Source organism: Bacillus sp. DC4300-2b2 (assembly GCF_049895685.1).
Lineage (GTDB): Bacteria > Bacillota > Bacilli > Bacillales > Bacillaceae > Bacillus > Bacillus safensis.
On the sequence record NZ_JAFCSW010000002.1, the window covers coordinates 822968 to 840834 of the forward strand.

Below are 17867 nucleotides of genomic sequence, written 5' to 3' on the forward strand. Positions count from 1 at the left end.
TCATTTGAACTTAAAAAAAATTATGTTGCGGCTAAAAGTCCTTTGAGTACATAAAGCTCCAGCGACTCGGCCACCTCTTCTTTTGTTAAAGGCTCGTATCGCTTTTCCCAATCAAAAATAAGTGCAATATATAGTTTCACCATCACAAATGCAGTCAATTCAGGATCACATGGCTTAATATCGCCTTTATCAATCGCTTCTTTTACTTTCGTTTTAATATAGCGAATGATCATTTGCTCCATCTTTTCAATCATTTCCTTGACCGCTGACGTACCAAGCTCCGCATTTTCCTGAAAGATTTTGATTGTGAGCTGGTGGTTTTTTCGAAATTCCAATATTGCAAAGAGTGCTAAATGAAGGTTTTCAGAGAAACTTTTCTCCTCATCCATTGCTTCATCCGCAATTTTTCTCATCTCCATTAAAAGGGATGTGAAAATTTCATCGAACAGCTCTTCTTTGTTTTTGAAAAAGGTATAGATGGTTCCTTTTCCGACATTGGCAAGCTTCGCCACAAGGTCCATTGTGGTTGCTTTATACCCGAATTGAGTAAATGCCTTCGTAGCCCCGTCTAAAATCATTTGTCTCCTATCAACACTCATGATCTCACTCCCAAAGTGACTATTTGAACGTTTCGGTCATTAAGTACAGAAAGTAATATACCACATCCTTTTCTCAGGATGCAACAACTTTGTTCACTTTTATGATTCACAACTCTTTTTGAATTATTCGAACACGAAAAACTCCCTTTCCTTGATAGAAAAGGGAGTTTGTTTTATGAGAATAGGTAAGATACAGCCTCTGAAATGGCAGCTTTTCCTTGATCAATACAATCAGGGATTCCGACACCTTCAAAAGCAGCACCTGTGATATAAACACCAGGATATGATTGCTTAAACGTTTCTCGCATGTTCGAAATGGCTTTCTGATGACCGACGTGATATTGCGGCATGCTGGTCTTCCAGCGAGTCACTGTCGTCAGTTCTGGATCTGCTTTAATATCCATGATTTTCTTCAAATCCTCCAGCACAATGCTGACGATTTGATGGTCTGACTGTTCGACAATTGATTCGTCGCCAGCCTTCCCTACATAAGCACGCAATAGCGTTTTTCCTTTAGGAGCTGTATGCGGCCATTTTTTGTTCGTCCACGTACAGGCTGTAATAGAGAAATCACTGTTTCTTGAGATGACAAAACCAGTGCCGTCATATTCATTATGAACATCCTCTTCTTTAAAACCGAGTGCAACCGTTGCAACAGAAGTAGATGTCATATCATGCAAGTACTCAAGTCCTGCTTCTTTTGGAAACATGGAATAGATCGATTGATGCGGAGTTGTCACAATGGCTGAATCAGCCAAAAGCGTTTGACCGCTGTCTAACTGCACACCGTAGCCCCCATCTGTTTTTTCAATCTGCTTCACTTTTGTCCCTTTATAAACCGTTGTCAGCTTGAGCTTGCTTTCTACTGCTTCAACAAGCGCTTGCAGTCCTTGATTAATCGTTTGGAACTGCCCTTGTTTTTTCGCTGTCACTTGGTGCGCTTTTGCATGCTGCTGTGATTTTTTCATCCCAAGAATCAAACTGCGATGCTTTTGTTCTGTTTGATAAAACTGCGGGAAGGTGGACATTAAGCTGAGACGGTCAATGTCACCTGCATAAATGCCTGATAGAAGAGGTTCTATTAAATTCTCAACTACTTCATCACCGACACGTCTTCTAAAAAATTCACCGAGCGACTGATCTTCTGTCTGCTTGCTTTTTGGCAAGACGAAATCCATTGCGGCTCTCGCTTTTCCTGCAACTGAAAAAAGACCGGTTGTGATGAATGGGCTGATTTGAGTTGGAATACCCATGACAGCGCCTTTTGGCATCGGGTGAAGGGTTTCATTGACTAGTACATATGCTTGCCCTGTTTCATTATTGACGAGCTGATCTGCGAGACCAACATCCTTCGCCAGCTGCGGTCCACTGACCTTTCTTTCTAAAAATGAATCAGGTCCACGTTCAATGATGTAGCCGTCTTTATATAATGTTTGTATTTTTCCACCTAGCCTAGGGCTCGCTTCAATAAGAGATATTTGAATGGGAAGACCTTTTTCTTCGACTTCCTTTTCCAAATAGAAGGCGGCGGCTAAACCAGTGATGCCACCGCCAATGATGACAAGGTGTTTTTGATTGTCATGCATAGGATCGCCTTCTTTTATATAATTACTTGCTTTCGTCAAGCTTCTTTAATACGACAGTTGCGAGAGCATCAATAAATGCTGGTTTCGCATTTGGCATTTCTGGACGATAGTAGGCTGCACCGATTTCATCTGTCACGACTTTACATTCATAATCGTTGTCGTATAACACTTCAAGATGGTCAGCGACAAACCCAACAGGCACATATACGAACGTTTTATAGCCTTTTTGTTCGAATAGGTCCCGTGTTAAGTCTTGAACGTCTGGTCCAAGCCATGGATCAGGCGTGTTGCCTTCACTTTGCCAGCCAATTTCATAATGTTCAACTCCTGCACCTTCTGCAATCATTTTGGCAGATTGTGCAAGCTGATCAGGATATGGATCTCCTGCTGCAATAATTTTTTCAGGGAGGCTGTGTGCAGACACAATGAGTACGGCTGATTCTCTTTCCTCTTCACTCATCGATGCATACGTATCCTTCACTTGTTTCACCCAATAGTCCACAAACTTCGGCTCATCGTACCAGCTTTCCACAGATGTAATCTTCAGATTACCAAGCTTGTCTGCCTCATCTTGTGCACGCTTGTTATACGATTTCACGCTAAAGGTTGAAAAATGCGGCGCAAGAACAATACTCACTGCTTCTGTGATGCCGTCTTTGTGCATCTCTGCAACTGCATCCTCAATGAACGGCTCAATATGCTTTAAGCCAATGTAGACATGAAATTCAATGTCGTCTTGGATGTCGTTCAAATGATCACACAAACCATTTGCCTGCTGTTCTGTAATTTTTGATAAAGGAGATATACCGCCGATTGCCTTGTAGCGATCCTTCAAATCTTGCAGCATCTCTGGCTCCGGCTTTCTGCCTCTGCGGATATGTGTATAATAACGTTCAATATCTTCTTCTTTATATGGGGTGCCATATGCCATGACAAGAAGTCCCATTTTCTTTTTCTCCACAACCAACACTCCTTCAGATCATTTGAAATAGTTTAGATGGATGATTTTTTATGTTTCGCTGAATAATCGTGAATAAAATCTGTCAGCTTCTTTAACGTATCTGGTGAAACATCAGGAAATACCCCATGACCTAAGTTAAAGATAAAGTGATCTGATTTCATTCCTTGATCTAGAATATCTTTTGCTCTTTCTTCAATGACTTCCCAAGGAGCAAGCAAGATGGTTGGATCAAGGTTTCCCTGTAACGTTTTTGTGAGCCCTTCTTTTCTCGCTTCGTCTACACTCGTGCGCCAATCCAGTCCAACCACATCAAGCGGCAGGTCGTGCCAGTCTTTCGCTAGATGGCTTGCACCAACTCCATACATGATCATTGGGACGTTTTCAGACTTCAGCTCTGTGAAAATTCGCTGCATGACAGGCTTAATGAATGTCCGGTAATCTGCTGCATTTAAAGCGCCAACCCATGAGTCGAAAATTTGAAAAGCACTGACCCCGGCTTTTACCTGCGCACGTATGTACGTGATCGTCATATCAGCTAACTTGTTCATGAGCAGCATCCATGCTTCGGGATCACTGTACATCAGCGCCTTTGTTTTATGATAATTTTTAGATGGACCGCCTTCAATCATATAGCTTGCCATCGTAAATGGTGCGCCAGCAAAACCGATAAGTGGAACATTCAGCTGCTCCTTCGTTAAAAGCTGAATGGTATCAAGCACATATGGCAGGTCTTCTTCAGGATGAAGTTCCCCAAGACGTTCAATATCTGCTTTAGATCGAATCGGTGCATCAATCACAGGTCCAATTCCATTTTTAATTTCTACGTCCACTCCAATAGCCGGAAGCGGGGTCATAATATCTTTATATAAAATAGCGGCATCTACACCATATTGTTCTACAGGAAGTCTTGTTACATAAGCACATAACTCTGGCTGATGCGTAATTTCAAATAGCCCGTATTTTTCTTTAAGGGCACGATATTCAGGCTGTGAGCGTCCTGCCTGTCTCATATACCAAACTGGTACATGGTCTGTTTTTTCCCCTTTACACGCCTTTAAGAACGTGTCATTAAAAACCTTCGTTTTTCCCATTACCTTTCATTCCACCTTTCGCCTTATACTCTCTTTTTGTACAAGGCTCAAACCTGCTTTTACTATACCGCTTTTTCAAGGCACGGTATACTAAAGCGGCTCAATGTTCAAAAAATCGCCGAATATTAACGTCCAAAAGCCTCTGGTTTGACATACGGACTGCCTTCGCCTTCTTCTTGCGTTTGAGTATTGTATGGAACAACCTTATACTCTGCATTTGAAAACACATTGGCATACGGCATTGTATAGCTGCCCACGCCTGTCACTGTGTCAATCAGCGTCTCGCTTCCATTTCTCTTTTCATAGATGCGGTATTCAACGCGTTTATCCTCCTGATTGTCCCAAGACAGCTCTAATGTAAACAAGCCTTTGATTTTAAACGCATAGCGGGCTTCAAATCCTGATACTCCCTCTAAATGGATAGGAGATTGAAGCTCTTTTATTCCCTCTGGTTTTTCAAACGTTTCATTGGTGATTTGAGCAGCTGTTAAAATATCTTTAAACAGCTGCACTGGGTATTGACTGCCCCCAGTTAAATAGTGGCTGTTATCGGTTTTGTCATACCCCATCCAAATTGCACCCGTTGTACTAGGCGTATACCCGGCAAACCAAGCATCCTTTGTTGCACCTTTCACACCCGAATATGTGGTTGTCCCTGTTTTACCAGCTAAATCTCCAGCGTATGAACCGCTCTGGGCTGTCCCGCCTTTGACAACTTGCTGAAGCATTCTTGTCATGTTCCATGCATTCTGCACGCTAAACACTCGTTCTTGCTTACCACGATTCTTTTCTACAGTTTCTCCTTCATCATTGGTGATCTTCTGAATAAAGAAAGGCTTTTTATATACGCCTTCATTGGCAAATGTATGGAAGGCTCCAGCAATCTGTAATGGAGAAACTCCTTTTTCTAAACCGCCAAGCGCAATAGCTAAGCCTTTATCCGAAATATCTATTCCCATTTTCTCGAGATATGATTTCGACGTATCAATGCCCAGCTGGCTTAACGTCCAAACAGCAGCGGTATTTTTACTTTTCATGAGGGCTTCCACCATTGTGATCCTGCCTTCATACTGCCCATCGTAATTCTTAGGTGAATAGCCGTCATAGCTTTTTTCTTTGTCTTCAAGCAGTGAATAAGGTCTGAATTTTTTCTCCTGCATTGCCGGACCGTAGACTGCAATCGGCTTAAAAACAGATCCCGGCTGCCTAACAGCTGTCACCCTGTTGTAGCCTCTCGCCTGATATTCTCGTCCCCCGATGGCTGCTTTTACTCCACCAGACTCGTTATCAATAAATACGGCGCTGCCTTCCGGAGAACCGCTTTTTCCCGGGAAATAACGGTTGTTCTTCATCGCATCATAAGCGGTTTTTTGCAGATTCATATCGATCGGAACTGTAATGGTATAGCCGCCTTGAAGCAATTGTTCATGTGAAATGGCATACTCTGATTCTGCTTCTTTAATGATGAGATCAACATAGCTGTCCACCCAAGGCGTTTCTGATTTCTTTTTTAAATGAATGCCTAGTGTTCTCCCTTTTGCTTCTACTGTTTCTGTTGAAGACAAATATCCTTGTTCGTTCATTAAATTCAGGATGGTGTCCCGCCTCTGTTTATTTTTAACAGGGTGTAGAACAGGCGAGTAAGAAGATGGTGCCTTTGGCATCGCAGCGAGCGTAGCACCTTCGCTGACCGTTAAATCTTTGACATCCTTACTAAAATAATAATTGGCTGCTGCCTGAATCCCATAAACACCATGGCCAAAGTAAAGCTGATTCAAATACATCTCTAGCAGCTTATCCTTTGAATAATCTCTTTCTAAATTAATGGCAATAATGACTTCTTTCGTTTTTCGAAGAAAGGTTTTGTCATTAGTGAGAAAAATATTTTTTGCGAGCTGCTGAGTAATTGTACTGCCGCCCTCTACCTTCCCTCCTGCTAATATATCTCGATAAACCGCCCTTGAAATAGACTGTGCATCAATTCCGTGATGCTCATAAAAACGCTTGTCTTCGACAGCCACAAAAGCTTTTGCTACTTTATCAGGCACCTCTTTTAATGACACAGGATCCCGATTTTCTGAATACATGCTTGTGAGTTCTTTTCCATTCTGATCAATGATTTTGGAGGAAGCGTGAAAAACAAGCTTCTTTTCATCTATGACATAATGTCCTAAAAATAAAATCGTCAGATAGCCAATAAATGAGAGTACGATTGTACTTCCTGCAATGACTAATGGAATGATTATCTTCTTTTTCTTCAAATTAGGTCACCTCATTCCTTTATACGGATAGTATGGGATGTATTGCTTCATAATATGTTTTATGGATTGACTGCCAAAGAATTATATATCATTCTTTTGTTATACTATCAAGCAGGAGGCGGTTTAGATGAATTTCTATATTACATATGGAACAGCAGATTTTTTGCATAAAATCGCAAAAAAACACCATCTGGAAAATCTGCTTTATATGGTTGGGAAAGAACAAGCAGCTCTTTTTCATGAAACGGAGGGTGAGACTGTATTTAAAGCCCCTCATGCCTATAATGTGATTTATGCGAAAGGCGAGCTTGTCCAATCCGGTTTCGTCACCTTGAATCATATCCCTGTTAAGCTTGAAAGCAGAGCACTGTTTGAATCCACCTTTCAGAAAAAGACGAACATCTCAGAACATCAGCGCGGCTTCCAGGCTATTCGCGTTTTAAGACCTCAAAAAGATGAAGAAGTTTATTTGATTTTGACACTTTGGGAATCAGAGGAATTATTTCAAGACTTTCAAGAATCAGAAGCATTCTTTCAGCCACACGAGGATACAGGCTCCATTTTCTCTCGTCCGGCTTACATCACATCCTACCATGCCGTCACAGACAATTAAGGAAGTGCTGCTCTCAGCACTTCTTTTTTTCATGAAAAAAAGCCCAATCGCTGGGCTCTTCATTTTATGAGCTTGATTTCAGCTCGTACCTATGGATGATCGGCTGAAGCACATAGAAATTCAGCAATATCCAACCTAATAAGATCGGCCATTTCAACATAGGTGAAGCACCTTTCAATTGAATCAGCAGCACCAATAGTGGAATCAAGCAGATCATGAAAAAACTCATTTTTGAGACAAATGTTTCTTTGATTTGATGCCGACAGCTTGGACACATCACCATTTTCGTATGTGATAAATGGAATTTTTCGACGAAAGAAAATGTTTTTGAACAATTTGGACAGCTTCCCAACGCTACTCCTCCCTTTCCCTGCTTCATATCAACTTCGACTTTTATGTAAAATGACCTTTTGATACTGACCACGAAATCCTCTTCTGTTGAAAGATTCTAACAATTACCATACAATCAGTAAAAGAGCATGAAGGAGGTTTTCGATTCAATGACAATATCCACTTTACAAAAAAGCATCAATGAACGTCTTGATGAACATTATGAGGAAATGGTTGAAATTAGACGCCATCTCCATATGAATCCTGAACTTTCTTTTCAGGAAGAAGAAACAGCCGCTTTCATCGCCAGCTACTATGATACATTACAAATCCCTACGCGCACTAAGGTGGGCGGTCATGGCGTACTCGCTTTTATTGAAGGAGCTTCTCCGGGACCAACCATTGCCCTCAGAGCTGATTTTGATGCACTTCCCATCCACGATGAAAAAGATGTACCTTACAAATCAACAAAGCCTGGTGTGATGCATGCGTGCGGTCACGATGGGCACACTGCGACACTTCTTGTATTAGCAAAAATCTTGCATACGCATCGTGATCAATTAAAAGGAAAGATCGTCCTCATTCATCAGCATGCGGAGGAATATGCTCCCGGCGGTGCAAAACCAATGATTGAAGACGGCTGTTTAGACGGTGTCGATGTGATATTCGGTACGCACCTTTGGTCTTCAGAGCCTTGTGGCACGATTCTTTATAAAAGCGGAAACTTTATGGCAGCGGCCGATCGTTTCTCCATTCAAGTCCAAGGGAAAGGCGGACACGGCGCCCAGCCTCATTTAACAAAAGATGCCGTACTCATCGGTTCACAAATCGTCGCAAGCCTGCAGCAAGTCGTTGCCCGAAAAGTCAATCCGATTGATTCTGCTGTTGTTTCTGTTGGAGGTTTTGTAGCGGAGAATGCCTTTAACGTTATTGCAGATTCAGCTGTTTTAACTGGTACTGCACGATCCTTTGAAGAAAGTGCACGGCATATCATCGAACGAGAAATTGAACAGGTGGTAAAAGGGGTATGTCAGATGCATGATGCTGCCTACACATATGAATACGTAAGAGGATACCCTGCTGTCAAAAACCATCCAAAGCAGACTGAATATATAGCTGGCATCGCAAACCAGACAGAAGGTGTAACAGAAGTAAAAGAAGCGGAAACCCAAATGGGCGGAGAAGACTTTGCTTACTACCTTCAGCATGTCCCTGGCACCTTCTTCTACACAGGCGCCATGCCGGAAAACAGCCAGGACGTGTATCCACATCATCATCCAAAGTTTGATATCAACGAAAAAGCAATGCCTGTCGCAGCAAAGGTACTCGCTAACGCCGTTCTTTCCTACAATGAATAAGAAAAGCCGCTGTCCTCAGCGGCTTTTCTTATTCATATCTTTCAATATTCGCAAGTGAAACACATGGCGTGCGACCTCTCCGAGCTGTCCTGTCAGCTGATGATTTGCCACGCCGCCAACAGCGGCTCCGACGACCGGCATTAATTGAAACAGCTTCACAAGATCAATATAATCTCGATACTCCTGCTGAAAGCTGTACCAATCCATTTCCTCTCGGCTCGTTTCCCAATCATTTATGATCTTCATCATTTTTTGACGATGTGCACTGCTGGAAAAAGCGAGTTGAAATATACAGAGCAAAAAGAGTCTTTCCTCTTTTTGAGATAAATCAAAGCCGTAAATACACGCCAGCTCATAAAGGCATTTCATCTTTATGCTCAGCAGCAGCGGAAAGTCTGCCATCCCGAGGAATAAACCGCCTGCACCTGTTCCAACCCCTTCTACGGCCGCCGCCTTTTGGTAATACTTCACTTTATCCTTTGCCAGTTCATTTCGTTCTAGAATAGATAATTGTTCATCAATCACTGAAAATGAAGTGAAGTGTGATCCTGATACGGTCGACTCAACCATTGTTTTGACCGCACTTGTGATGACTTGATGAAACCTGGCAGGAATACGTCGGTTCACCTGCTGCTGAACTCCTTTTGAAAACCGTTCGATCTTTGAAGGTTTTCTTAAAAAACGTGTTTGAAAAAGAATGGCTTCTTCATACAATTCCCGTTCAGCTGCATTCATCCTGTCCCCTCCTTGATGTCATCTTACGCTCGCTGTAAAAACATATTTCTTCTTATCTCATCTTTTTTAACCTGCTTTGTACGTAAGGCTTAAAGAGGACAAGCACAAATGCTAAAGAAATGAGAAAGGCAAGTCCGCTTCCCTGCCAGCCTCCTGCTGGAAGTACCGCACAGCTCAGCAATATCGATTGGATGATGAGCACATTACGGACGAGAACAAAAAAGCTTCGATCCTTTTCTTTTTGAGAAACTGGATAAAGTGCCTGTAATGAAAGATGAGCAAAGTGCTTCGTTAATGGCACAAGCTGTACACCTGTGATAAATACTGTGAACAAGACAAGTAACGCACCCACCCAGCCTGCTGCACCTGTATACAAAATAATCAGGACAAACACGGCCGTTAATCTAAACACCAGACCAAAATAGTCATTTGAGCGTACAAACGCCCTCACATACATATAAGAAAAAGTTTTACGCTGATCGTAAGGAACAAACTTCAACATCCAGTCCATATATGCTCTTCTTTTCACCTGTTTCTTTAAGTGAGGCACATCGGTAAATAAGTTTGCCAAACGATAAAAGCGCTGCTTCCGTTTTAATTCATCAGAAATATGCATTTCCCATTGAAAAGGCTGTTTTTTCACCGCATTTGTTAAGTAGACGAGATAGACACCATAGATAAGATAAAAAACGATTGCAATCGCATAGGCTGCCTGTAAGACGGTGTAGATCAACATCATATTTAATAGAAAACGAAGGGCTGCATCGAGCCATCTCACGTGTTTTCCTTGAAAATAAGTCATTCTCCATTGAATGGCTGTATTCAAGCCCTTTATCAAAATCATTTGCGCCAATATCAGCACATATACCGTGATGTCTCCTGAAGACACTGCCGAATAAAGCGGAAGGGCGACAATGGATACAGCAATGAGAGGAAACAGCTGAGAAATAAAGCTAAAGTTAAAAGCTTGTTTTAAATAAGGCTCCATCTTCCCTTCTAAAGGAAGCAAAAACACGAGATCAGCTTCTTTAATCAACGTACGTACGTATGAGCTTGTAAGTACTAATGAGAAAACAACTGCCATCACCCAGTAGGATGGGAAGTGAGCCGGAATCTGTTTGAGCCAGCTGCTGTACCAGCTTGCTCCGCCTGCAAGGAAAAAAATGAGCACAATGACAAGATGATCGTTGAACATGTATTTTAAGTATTTTCTTGTTTCTTGTATGTGTTCCTCTAATCTTGATTTCCAAATAGTAAGCGTTGTTTTACTCATAGCTTTCTTCCTTTGTTAATTCCAGATAAAGATCATCGAGTGTCGCATCTCTCATATTGAACTGTTCTCTCAGCTCTGCCAGTGTTCCTTTCGCTCTGATTTCCCCTTCGTGCAAAATAATGAAGGAATCACAATAGCGCTCAGCTGTCGCTAAAATATGCGTTGACATCAGGACACTAGCCCCGCTTTTCTTCGCAGCATTCATCCGTTCAAGCAGTGCATTGATCGCAAGAGGATCAAGCCCTAAAAACGGTTCATCGATGATATACAGCTCTGGTTCCACAAGGAATGCACACATAATCATGACCTTCTGCTTCATTCCTTTTGAAAAATGAGCAGGGAACCATTTCAGCCGTTTCTCCATCCGAAATTCTTTCAGCAACGACGGCAGCCGTTCGTCTAATTGTTCTTTCGATAGACCGTAAGCCATCGCTGTCAGCTGTAAATGTTCTTTTAACGTTAATTCTTCATATAAAACAGGTGTCTCAGGAATAAATGTAAATTGTGAACGATACGCCTCTTGGTCGTCTTGAAGGGTTCGTCCATTCAATTCAATGATACCTTTATGCGGTTTCATGAGCCCAATAATATGGCGGATGGTTGTACTTTTTCCCGCCCCGTTTAAGCCAATGAGACCAACGATTTGATTTCTTTCTAATTCAAATGAAATATTTTTTAGAACGGGATTCTTTGTATATCCACCCGTTACATCTTTTACAGTGAGAAGGGACATGAATTCGTTCCTTTCTTTCTTTTTTCCTTTATAGTACCAAAAACGAATGATATTTTGAAATGTTTACCTATAGACGAGTCATGAATAAAAAATAGGCGCTATGGTCATCATAATGTATGTAGAAGAAATGAACTTGATGACCAATAAGTAAATGAGGTGTTTGTTAAAGGCAAAGAACCGCATGACAAGTTGGTTTTTCATCTAAAAACCTTAGCTTCTGTTTTGCTTCACTGATTCTTGATTTTTGTGTCCTATACAATATGTATACGACAAACCAAAACGTCAAATGAGGTGTTTACGGCAGAAATAGCAGGCATATGAATTCTTTATTTCAGTAAATAGAGAATTCAAAAGGCATATCGAATGAAAGCATCAGCATTTCTTCTGCAGGAGCAGGATGAGCGACCAAAGGAGTTCGCTTGTCCTGTTTTCTTTTTTGCTTCTTTTTGTGATACGATAAAGGAAAAATAATGAGGAGTGACATGGCGTGAGCGACTGCATTTTTTGCAAGATCATTGATGGAGACATTCCATGTGCAAAAGTATATGAAGACGAGCATGTATTGGCTTTTCTTGATATCAGCCAAGTAACAAAAGGACATACCCTTGTAATCCCGAAAATACATAAAGAAAATATCTATGAGATGACACCAGAAGTGTCTAATCACTACTTCCAAGCGATTCCGAAAATTGCAAGGGCGATCAAACAGGAATTTGAACCAATCGGGTTAAATCTCCTGAACAATAACGGTGAAAAAGCCGGACAATCGGTGTTCCATTACCATATGCATATCATTCCGCGCTACGGCAAAGGCGATGGCTTTGGTGCCGTATGGAAATCACATCAAGATCAATACACATCAGAGGATTTAAAAGACATTTCTTCTGCCATCCACACGCGGCTTACCTCATCTTAACAGATGAGCTTCACCATGTAGACAAACCCTCGCATTCGGTGTCAGGTCTGCGTGCCGGTGCTCACGAATGTCAAATTCGCTCCGCTCCGGTACTCGTCCTTCCTAGACTGCAAAAGAAGGCAAAGGGCTAAAATCAACATCATTTTAGCCCTTTGTCAACAATCTGTACCTCATCTTAACAGATGAGGTTTTTCTTATTTTCGCCCCTTTTCATCGCTTTCACCTCTTAATAGTAAGATATTTTGAACGATTCAAATTTTTTGACCAAATGCTTCAAATTTGTGATAGGATGGTTTTATCTTTTGATCCATTAACGCGAGAAATAGGGAGAGATTGTGATGAAGCGAACGACGAATTTTAATGCTGGTCCGGCGGCACTGCCGCTAGAAGTGCTTCAAAAAGCACAGGAAGAACTTGTTGATTTTAAACAAACTGGTATGTCTGTGATGGAGCTTTCTCATCGCAGCGGTGAATATGAAGAAGTCCACAATAAAGCAAAAGCGCTTTTGGTGGAACTGATGGACATTCCAGAAGATTATGAAGTCCTCTTTTTACAAGGCGGAGCTAGTCTTCAATTTGCGATGATTCCTATGAACTTCTTACATGAAGGCGAAACAGCTCATTTCATTCAAACAGGCGCTTGGTCAGAAAAAGCATTGTCAGAAGCAAAAGGGGTTGGTCAGACATCTGTGCTTGCTTCAAGTGAAGATGACAACTACTCGTATATTCCAGAAGTAGATGCTTCCGGTTTAACAGATGGTGCTTACTTACACATCACATCGAACAATACAATCTTCGGCACTCAGTGGAAAACGTTCCCGAACACGTCACTCCCGCTCATTGCGGATATGTCCAGTGATATTCTCAGTAAAAAAATAGACGTTTCTTCATTTGATTTCATCTATGCCGGGGCACAAAAAAACCTAGGGCCTTCAGGTATCACGATTGTGATTGCGCGCAAACGTTTATTAGAAAAAGAGAAAAGCAGCACACCAAAAATATTAAAATATTCGACACACGCAAAAGCTAACTCTCTTTATCACACACCACCGACTTTTGCGATTTATATGCTGTCGCTTGTCCTTGAGCATGTTAAACAAGCTGGCGGTGTAGAAGCAGCGGAAAAACGCAATGAACAAAAAGCAGGCATTCTCTATGATACAATTGATCAAAGCGGCGGTTTTTATCAAGGACATGCGCGTGCTGACAGCCGTTCGCATATGAATGTCACCTTTACTCTTCGTGATGATACACTTACTTCTTCCTTTGTGGAAAAAGCAAAGCAAGAGCAAATGGTTGGACTTGCCGGCCACCGTTCTGTCGGTGGATGCAGAGCATCTATTTACAATGCGGTCTCAATTGAAGACTGCCAAAAGCTTGCGGACTTTATGAAAAAGTTCCAGCAAGAAAATGAGTAAAAAGGCTTTTCTATAGGGAAATAAATTTGTTATAATAACGAGAAATATAAGGTCATGACTCTTGCAATAAATGATGAGCCATATTATTGGAGAGTCCTATAAGAGCTTAGCAGAGGAGAGCATAGAAATGAAAACAAAAGAATTAGTGATTATGTCATTGCTTGCAGCAATGGGAGCTGTTTTGCATACGATTTTCCCGCCCATCTTTTTCGGAATGAAACCTGATATGATGCTGGTCATGATGTTTTTAAGCATCATCCTTTTCCCAAAGGTTCAGCATGTCGTCGTGATTGCGCTAGTGACTGGTGTCATTTCTGCATTAACAACGGGATTCCCAGGCGGACAAATTCCGAATATGATTGATAAGCCAGTGACAGCCTTTATCTTCCTAGCCCTTTTCTTATCTTGCTCGAAGATAAAGAACAAAGTGATGCTGACCGCTGTGTTAACGGCGATTGGAACCATCGTATCCGGCGTGATTTTCTTATCTGCCGCTTTACTGATCACTGGACTGCCAGCTGCATTACCGGCACTTCTTGTGGGCGTCGTCCTGCCAGCAGCTGTGATTAATACCATCGCTATGGTATTTGTCTTCCCAATTGCTCAGTCCATTTTGAGACGTGCAAGAATGATAGAAGTTGCTTAACGAATAACCGAACCTCTTCATCATAGATGAAGAGGTTTTTTCATGCTTTTATAAAAGAAAAAGGGTCAGCAGCAAAATGAGGAGCGAAATCCCTGCACCTGCCGCACACACAAGTGCTTTTTGTTTTAAGACATGTTTTGGCGGATAAGACCCTGCATACCCAAGCTGTCTTGCATAATGAATAGAACCACCTGTAAAAACGATGACGATACACATAAAAACGAACAGAAAGACAGACAACCTTCTCCCCTCCCTTTTCTTCAAAAGTATGCTAAAATAAAGCAAGCTATGTATGGAAGTTCAATGAAGCTGATCGTCAGCTCAGAGAGAACATGCGAATGTGTAAAATTTGACTAGAGGTGATTTGAATGGCTAGTGGACGTTCTTTATTAACAGGATTATTTGTAGGCGGTCTCCTCGGAGGTGCGGCAGTGCTCCTGACGACTCCCTCTTCTGGCAGAGATGTGCGCGGAAAAGTGAAAGATGGCTATGACAAATTCGAAGATACGCTGACAAAATTAAAAAGAGATGGACAAGCTTTAAAAGAGCAAATTGTGGAAACAGCAAAAGAAAGTGCAGAGGTGATTAAAGAAGTCGGGTCTGAATTGCAAACATCGATTCAGCAATGGCGCGAAGAAATCAAACCTCATCAGCAGGACTTACAAAAGGAAATTCAGGAAATTGAGGAAAAGCTCAAACAACTGGAGAAAACCTTACAAAACTAATATACTCACAAAAAAATATTCGTTTACAAAAGTGTGCGGGGTGCGTATCCCGCACTTTTTTTGTTGAAAAAAGGTTATTTTGTCAATGTTTTTCATGACTTTTAAAAATTCTTGAATTTTCAGCTTTATTAATCTTTATTTTATTGGCATAATAGAATTACAAGAAAAAGAGAAGTAGGTGAAATGGATGAATCATTCGGAACAGCCTTTCGATGTAAAAGAAGCACTTTTATTCAGTCAAAGAATGGCCCAATTGAGCAAAGCTCTTTGGAAATCCATTGAAAAGGACTGGCAGCAGTGGATCAAACCGTATAACCTAAATATCAATGAACATCATATTTTGTGGATTGCGTATCAATTAAAAGGAGCTTCAATATCAGAAATTGCAAAGTTTGGCGTCATGCATGTATCAACGGCGTTTAACTTCTCCAAGAAACTGGAGGAACGAGGATTTTTAAAATTTTCTAAAAAGTTAAACGATAAACGCAATACGTATATTGAGCTAACGCCAAAAGGCGAAGAGACATTCCATAAACTACTCGAAGATTATGACCCGGCCCGAACTGGTATTGTCAAAGGCGCACAGCCGCTACATGACATTTACGGAAAGTTCCCTGAGATTTTAGAAATGATGTGTATTATCCGAAACATTTATGGTGAGGATTTCATGGAGATTTTTGAGAAATCGTTTTCAAACATTGAGAAGGACTTTTTAAATGAGCGAGGAAAAGTCACGAAAAAGACTGAGGAACTTGAAGGGGCAGCAGAAAAAGCGGCTAAAACAAATCAAATTGTTTAATGATCTTTATAAATTCATTCATTAGCGGCTGAAAGAGCCCTTGATCATGCAAAGCAAATATCGTCTCATGAACATCCAGCTTTTCAATTAACTGTCCCGCAAAGAGCGCAAGGAGATCGTCAAACATGACGTAGCCTTGTGCTTTTTGCTTATCCATTTCCTCTGAAAGCTCAGCACAAATACGCTCAATTTCCTCTGCCTCTTCTTTCGATACACGCTGCCTGATCAATAACGAATAATATGGATAACGGCTCATATCGGTTGCCGTCAATAAAAGTTCCATATAATATTCAAGCTGGCTCATTCGTTCCTCAATACTCATGTACGTTCCCTCTTTCTCTTAGTCCTTCTATTTTAGCCGAAATTACTCATTGACGAAAGAGACGAACCTCCTCCTTCTGTTCTTTTTTTCTTGAAAAATCCAAAGTTTCCTCTCTTTATTCCATATGAAGGCAGCATTTTATTTTTTTTCATCAAAACCATTGATTTTTATCCTCAGGAAGAGTAAATTATCTGGAGATATTCAATTCGATTTTTAGATTGGAAGGATGAAAAATGAATTGTTGGAAGACCATTAATCTTGAAAAGGATTATGGTTATACGAGAATGATGATTTCAGCCATAAGTCTTGCTATCCTTTTTTTCATTATGGCATTTTTATGTTTTCAACTGACTCATCCTGAAACGAGGCTAAGCAGCCATAACGCACCGCTTTTTGCTGTGCTCTTACTTGTGACATTGCTTGTCCACCGTGTGGTTCACTTGATCCCAGTGATGAAAAATAAGAAAAAAATGACGCTATTTATGAAACGAAATTGCTGGCAGCGCGTGCCTAAGAAAGTGATGCTTTTTTCACTTCTCAGCCCGTTTTGTGTCATCTCACCGGTTTACTTTGTGTTAGGCGTGGCGTTTCCTATGTACGCACACTATTTTATCATCATCGCAAGTATACATGCAGGCTATTGTTTGCCTGACTTTTTATTTGCATGGAAGCTGCTCAAAGCACCTAAATCCTGCATCATCGATCAAGCTCAAGACGAGTTTGATATATTAGTTGACCAAACTTCCTCATCATGAGGTTTTTAAAGCCAACTTCTATCTTTTTCATAAAAAATTTGGTAATGTAGTATGGGAATAGCATAGAGAGGGGGGATCTCCGATAGTTTTATTTTACTTCATCGTCTTTGCCGCGTTTATTGTGTATTCAATAAACAGGCTTACTAATACATTATGCCTTGTCAGAGAGATTCCTGAAGAACGGCAAGATAAGGTGTTTCGCTTTATCAATGTATCGATACTGATCTTACTTATCTCATCATTTGTTGAAATTACCATTTCCATTTAAGATCAAAGCAAAAGCTGCCAGTTTGAGGGCAGCTTTTTGTGTATATTTTAATTAGCAAATCCAAGATGCACCGATGATGATCAATAAGATGAATAATACGACGACTAGTGCAAAACCGCCAGCAAAGACTTCTCCTCCCATGTGAAAACACCTCCTGCCAGTTCTTCCTCTGTTCTAAGCTCAGTGTATGCAGAAAAATAAAAAACGTTTAGGCACCTGTCATCGTTTGAAAAAAGAACCGCCCTCACGCACGGCAGGACGGCTCCCATCTGTCACAGCGATTTAATTAGTAAAGATATGCTGCACCAACGATGATCAGCAAAATGAATAGCACGACCAATAAAGCAAACCCATTAGAATATCCTGCTCCCATATAATTCAGCCTCCTTTTTGTGATCACTATATGTGTATGTCGCGTGCAATTTTTTGACTAGACGAATGCCCTTCCATTTGCATTTCTTTTTACAGCATGTCACAA

General features: G+C 41.1%; 22 protein-coding genes. 9 read left to right on the top strand and 13 right to left on the bottom strand.

Features of this window, described 5'->3' with window-relative positions:
• Positions 1 to 20: 20 nt before the first annotated feature.
• From ACP69X_RS09160 to ACP69X_RS09180, 5 genes are all read right to left on the bottom strand, one after another.
• Positions 21 to 599 (bottom strand): TetR/AcrR family transcriptional regulator, encoded by a 579-nt coding sequence (locus ACP69X_RS09160; protein ID WP_024425467.1) that lies wholly within the window; start codon positions 597 to 599, stop codon positions 21 to 23.
• Between the two features lie 173 nt (positions 600 to 772).
• Positions 773 to 2185, bottom strand: a complete 1413-nt coding sequence (gene hemY, locus ACP69X_RS09165; protein ID WP_041089685.1) for a protoporphyrinogen oxidase — start codon at positions 2183 to 2185, stop codon at positions 773 to 775.
• 22 nt (positions 2186 to 2207) lie between these two features.
• Complete coding sequence (hemH, locus tag ACP69X_RS09170) at positions 2208 to 3146, bottom strand: ferrochelatase (protein ID WP_073979225.1); 939 nt, start codon at positions 3144 to 3146, stop codon at positions 2208 to 2210.
• A 32-nt stretch (positions 3147 to 3178) separates the two neighbouring features.
• Complete coding sequence (gene hemE / locus ACP69X_RS09175) at positions 3179 to 4237, bottom strand: uroporphyrinogen decarboxylase (RefSeq protein ID WP_075611115.1); 1059 nt, start codon at positions 4235 to 4237, stop codon at positions 3179 to 3181.
• Between the two features lie 125 nt (positions 4238 to 4362).
• A complete protein-coding gene (locus ACP69X_RS09180) occupies positions 4363 to 6498 on the bottom strand; it encodes a transglycosylase domain-containing protein (protein ID WP_411264444.1) in 2136 nt (711 codons plus the stop codon).
• Positions 6499 to 6625: 127 nt separating this feature from the next.
• On the opposite strand from ACP69X_RS09180, the gene ACP69X_RS09185 reads away from it, so the two are divergent.
• Positions 6626 to 7111, top strand: coding sequence for an antibiotic biosynthesis monooxygenase family protein (locus tag ACP69X_RS09185; RefSeq protein ID WP_041089679.1), 486 nt, complete (start codon positions 6626 to 6628; stop codon positions 7109 to 7111).
• A gap of 64 nt (positions 7112 to 7175) precedes the next feature.
• Here ACP69X_RS09185 and ACP69X_RS09190 read toward each other — a convergent pair whose 3' ends face one another.
• Positions 7176 to 7328, bottom strand: coding sequence for a hypothetical protein (locus ACP69X_RS09190; protein WP_241770537.1), 153 nt, complete (start codon positions 7326 to 7328; stop codon positions 7176 to 7178).
• 283 nt (positions 7329 to 7611) lie between these two features.
• On the opposite strand from ACP69X_RS09190, the gene ACP69X_RS09195 reads away from it, so the two are divergent.
• The gene (locus tag ACP69X_RS09195) at positions 7612 to 8799 is read left to right on the top strand and encodes a M20 family metallopeptidase (RefSeq protein ID WP_041089677.1); all 1188 of its coding nucleotides are present in this window, start codon (positions 7612 to 7614) and stop codon (positions 8797 to 8799) included.
• Between the two features lie 15 nt (positions 8800 to 8814).
• On the opposite strand, the gene ACP69X_RS09200 is transcribed toward ACP69X_RS09195, so the two are convergent.
• The 3 genes from ACP69X_RS09200 to ACP69X_RS09210 are packed head-to-tail and all read right to left on the bottom strand — an operon-like array spanning position 8815 to position 11540.
• Entirely contained in the window at positions 8815 to 9534 is a 720-nt protein-coding gene (locus ACP69X_RS09200) for an EcsC family protein (RefSeq protein ID WP_426052620.1), read from the bottom strand.
• A 52-nt stretch (positions 9535 to 9586) separates the two neighbouring features.
• Positions 9587 to 10807 (bottom strand): ABC transporter permease, encoded by a 1221-nt coding sequence (locus ACP69X_RS09205; RefSeq protein ID WP_075611113.1) that lies wholly within the window; start codon positions 10805 to 10807, stop codon positions 9587 to 9589.
• Positions 10800 to 11540 carry an ABC transporter ATP-binding protein gene (locus ACP69X_RS09210; protein WP_426052621.1) on the bottom strand — a complete coding sequence of 247 codons (741 nt, stop codon included), beginning with the start codon at positions 11538 to 11540 and terminating at the stop codon, positions 10800 to 10802. The genes ACP69X_RS09205 and ACP69X_RS09210 overlap by 8 nt, the downstream gene beginning before the upstream one ends.
• A gap of 487 nt (positions 11541 to 12027) precedes the next feature.
• On the opposite strand from ACP69X_RS09210, the gene ACP69X_RS09215 reads away from it, so the two are divergent.
• The 3 genes from ACP69X_RS09215 to ACP69X_RS09225 all read left to right on the top strand — a co-directional run bounded on the left by ACP69X_RS09215 (position 12028) and on the right by ACP69X_RS09225 (position 14520).
• Entirely contained in the window at positions 12028 to 12456 is a 429-nt protein-coding gene (locus tag ACP69X_RS09215; protein ID WP_024425457.1) for an HIT family protein, read from the top strand.
• 338 nt (positions 12457 to 12794) lie between these two features.
• Positions 12795 to 13874, top strand: a complete 1080-nt coding sequence (gene serC / locus ACP69X_RS09220) for a 3-phosphoserine/phosphohydroxythreonine transaminase (protein WP_426052622.1) — start codon at positions 12795 to 12797, stop codon at positions 13872 to 13874.
• A gap of 127 nt (positions 13875 to 14001) precedes the next feature.
• Complete coding sequence (locus ACP69X_RS09225) at positions 14002 to 14520, top strand: tryptophan transporter (protein WP_366206561.1); 519 nt, start codon at positions 14002 to 14004, stop codon at positions 14518 to 14520.
• Positions 14521 to 14568: 48 nt separating this feature from the next.
• Here ACP69X_RS09225 and ACP69X_RS09230 read toward each other — a convergent pair whose 3' ends face one another.
• The gene (locus ACP69X_RS09230) at positions 14569 to 14760 is read right to left on the bottom strand and encodes a hypothetical protein (protein WP_024425454.1); all 192 of its coding nucleotides are present in this window, start codon (positions 14758 to 14760) and stop codon (positions 14569 to 14571) included.
• A gap of 128 nt (positions 14761 to 14888) precedes the next feature.
• On the opposite strand from ACP69X_RS09230, the gene ACP69X_RS09235 reads away from it, so the two are divergent.
• On the top strand, positions 14889 to 15245 hold the full coding sequence (locus ACP69X_RS09235; RefSeq protein WP_024425453.1) for a YtxH domain-containing protein: 357 nt from the start codon (positions 14889 to 14891) through the stop codon (positions 15243 to 15245).
• 187 nt (positions 15246 to 15432) lie between these two features.
• Positions 15433 to 16044: an HTH-type transcriptional regulator Hpr gene (locus ACP69X_RS09240; protein WP_041089663.1), complete on the top strand. Its 612-nt coding sequence runs from the start codon at positions 15433 to 15435 to the stop codon at positions 16042 to 16044.
• Here ACP69X_RS09240 and ACP69X_RS09245 read toward each other — a convergent pair.
• Complete coding sequence (locus ACP69X_RS09245) at positions 16022 to 16366, bottom strand: YhaI family protein (RefSeq protein WP_041089661.1); 345 nt, start codon at positions 16364 to 16366, stop codon at positions 16022 to 16024. The genes ACP69X_RS09240 and ACP69X_RS09245 overlap by 23 nt on opposite strands.
• A 233-nt stretch (positions 16367 to 16599) precedes the next feature.
• Here ACP69X_RS09245 and ACP69X_RS09250 point away from each other — a divergent pair, with 233 nt between their 5' ends.
• On the top strand, positions 16600 to 17121 hold the full coding sequence (locus ACP69X_RS09250; protein WP_039177576.1) for a DUF3267 domain-containing protein: 522 nt from the start codon (positions 16600 to 16602) through the stop codon (positions 17119 to 17121).
• An 82-nt stretch (positions 17122 to 17203) separates the two neighbouring features.
• Complete coding sequence (locus tag ACP69X_RS09255; RefSeq protein ID WP_072368131.1) at positions 17204 to 17389, top strand: hypothetical protein; 186 nt, start codon at positions 17204 to 17206, stop codon at positions 17387 to 17389.
• Positions 17390 to 17440: 51 nt separating this feature from the next.
• On the opposite strand, the gene ACP69X_RS09260 is transcribed toward ACP69X_RS09255, so the two are convergent.
• Both ACP69X_RS09260 and ACP69X_RS09265 read right to left on the bottom strand, forming a co-directional pair.
• Positions 17441 to 17530, bottom strand: coding sequence for a YjcZ family sporulation protein (locus ACP69X_RS09260; protein WP_017360317.1), 90 nt, complete (start codon positions 17528 to 17530; stop codon positions 17441 to 17443).
• Positions 17531 to 17675: 145 nt separating this feature from the next.
• Complete coding sequence (locus tag ACP69X_RS09265; protein ID WP_008361129.1) at positions 17676 to 17762, bottom strand: YjcZ family sporulation protein; 87 nt, start codon at positions 17760 to 17762, stop codon at positions 17676 to 17678.
• Between the last annotated feature and the right edge of the window lie 105 nt (positions 17763 to 17867).

Excerpts from the sequence above, each read along its gene's own strand:
- hemE (WP_075611115.1), bottom strand. The coding sequence starts at position 4,237 with ATGGGAAAAACGAAGGTTTTTAATGACACGTTCTTAAAGGCGTGTAAA.
- hemY (WP_041089685.1), bottom strand. The coding sequence starts at position 2,185 with ATGCATGACAATCAAAAACACCTTGTCATCATTGGCGGTGGCATCACT.
- ACP69X_RS09200 (WP_426052620.1), bottom strand. The coding sequence starts at position 9,534 with ATGAATGCAGCTGAACGGGAATTGTATGAAGAAGCCATTCTTTTTCAA.
- ACP69X_RS09225 (WP_366206561.1), top strand. The coding sequence starts at position 14,002 with ATGAAAACAAAAGAATTAGTGATTATGTCATTGCTTGCAGCAATGGGA.
- ACP69X_RS09235 (WP_024425453.1), top strand. The coding sequence starts at position 14,889 with ATGGCTAGTGGACGTTCTTTATTAACAGGATTATTTGTAGGCGGTCTC.
- serC (WP_426052622.1), top strand. The coding sequence starts at position 12,795 with ATGAAGCGAACGACGAATTTTAATGCTGGTCCGGCGGCACTGCCGCTA.
- ACP69X_RS09260 (WP_017360317.1), bottom strand. The coding sequence starts at position 17,530 with ATGGGAGGAGAAGTCTTTGCTGGCGGTTTTGCACTAGTCGTCGTATTA.
- ACP69X_RS09250 (WP_039177576.1), top strand. The coding sequence starts at position 16,600 with ATGAATTGTTGGAAGACCATTAATCTTGAAAAGGATTATGGTTATACG.
- ACP69X_RS09195 (WP_041089677.1), top strand. The coding sequence starts at position 7,612 with ATGACAATATCCACTTTACAAAAAAGCATCAATGAACGTCTTGATGAA.
- ACP69X_RS09240 (WP_041089663.1), top strand. The coding sequence starts at position 15,433 with ATGAATCATTCGGAACAGCCTTTCGATGTAAAAGAAGCACTTTTATTC.
- ACP69X_RS09265 (WP_008361129.1), bottom strand. The coding sequence starts at position 17,762 with ATGGGAGCAGGATATTCTAATGGGTTTGCTTTATTGGTCGTGCTATTC.
- ACP69X_RS09245 (WP_041089661.1), bottom strand. The coding sequence starts at position 16,366 with ATGAGTATTGAGGAACGAATGAGCCAGCTTGAATATTATATGGAACTT.
- ACP69X_RS09185 (WP_041089679.1), top strand. The coding sequence starts at position 6,626 with ATGAATTTCTATATTACATATGGAACAGCAGATTTTTTGCATAAAATC.
- ACP69X_RS09190 (WP_241770537.1), bottom strand. The coding sequence starts at position 7,328 with ATGATCTGCTTGATTCCACTATTGGTGCTGCTGATTCAATTGAAAGGT.
- ACP69X_RS09210 (WP_426052621.1), bottom strand. The coding sequence starts at position 11,540 with ATGTCCCTTCTCACTGTAAAAGATGTAACGGGTGGATATACAAAGAAT.
- ACP69X_RS09205 (WP_075611113.1), bottom strand. The coding sequence starts at position 10,807 with ATGAGTAAAACAACGCTTACTATTTGGAAATCAAGATTAGAGGAACAC.
- ACP69X_RS09160 (WP_024425467.1), bottom strand. The coding sequence starts at position 599 with ATGAGTGTTGATAGGAGACAAATGATTTTAGACGGGGCTACGAAGGCA.